This is a genomic window from Paenibacillus sp. Dod16 (assembly GCF_049893405.1).
In the GTDB taxonomy this organism is placed as follows: Bacteria; Bacillota; Bacilli; order Paenibacillales; family Paenibacillaceae; genus Paenibacillus_AQ.
In genome coordinates, this window is sequence record NZ_JBNDYG010000149.1 from 1 (window position 1) to 374 (window position 374).

Below are 374 nucleotides of genomic sequence, written 5' to 3' on the forward strand. Positions count from 1 at the left end.
ATAAGTAAGAAGAACGAAGACGGTGCTGAAACCGATAATGAACGATGAGAGGACGATGAATATTTTGCGGCCCACGCTCATGGCTGCTGCTCAAACCGGTAACCGAATCCATACACCGTTTTGACAAAAACGGGCTCGGCCGGGTCATCTTCGATTTTTTTGCGGATTCGGCTGATATGGGCGTCTGCGGTCCGTTCATCATTGTGGATATCATCCTCCATGGCCGCCTGAAGCAGCTGCAGGCGGCTGTAAACCACGCCAGGCCTGGAAGCAAGGGTCAGGAGGAGTTTGAATTCGGTAGGCGTAAGCTGGATCTCCCGGCCGCGTTTCCATACCCGGCATTGGTTTTCCGAGATCATCAACTCGCCACGCTT

At 53.2% G+C, this 374-nt stretch carries 1 protein-coding gene; it reads right to left on the reverse strand.

Translation table 11 applies throughout. The features are described 5' to 3' along the window. Positions 1 to 77 precede the first annotated feature (77 nt). On the reverse strand, positions 78 to 374 hold a 297-nt coding region (locus ACPV3A_RS37845; RefSeq protein ID WP_426205031.1), incomplete at its 5' end, for a winged helix-turn-helix domain-containing protein.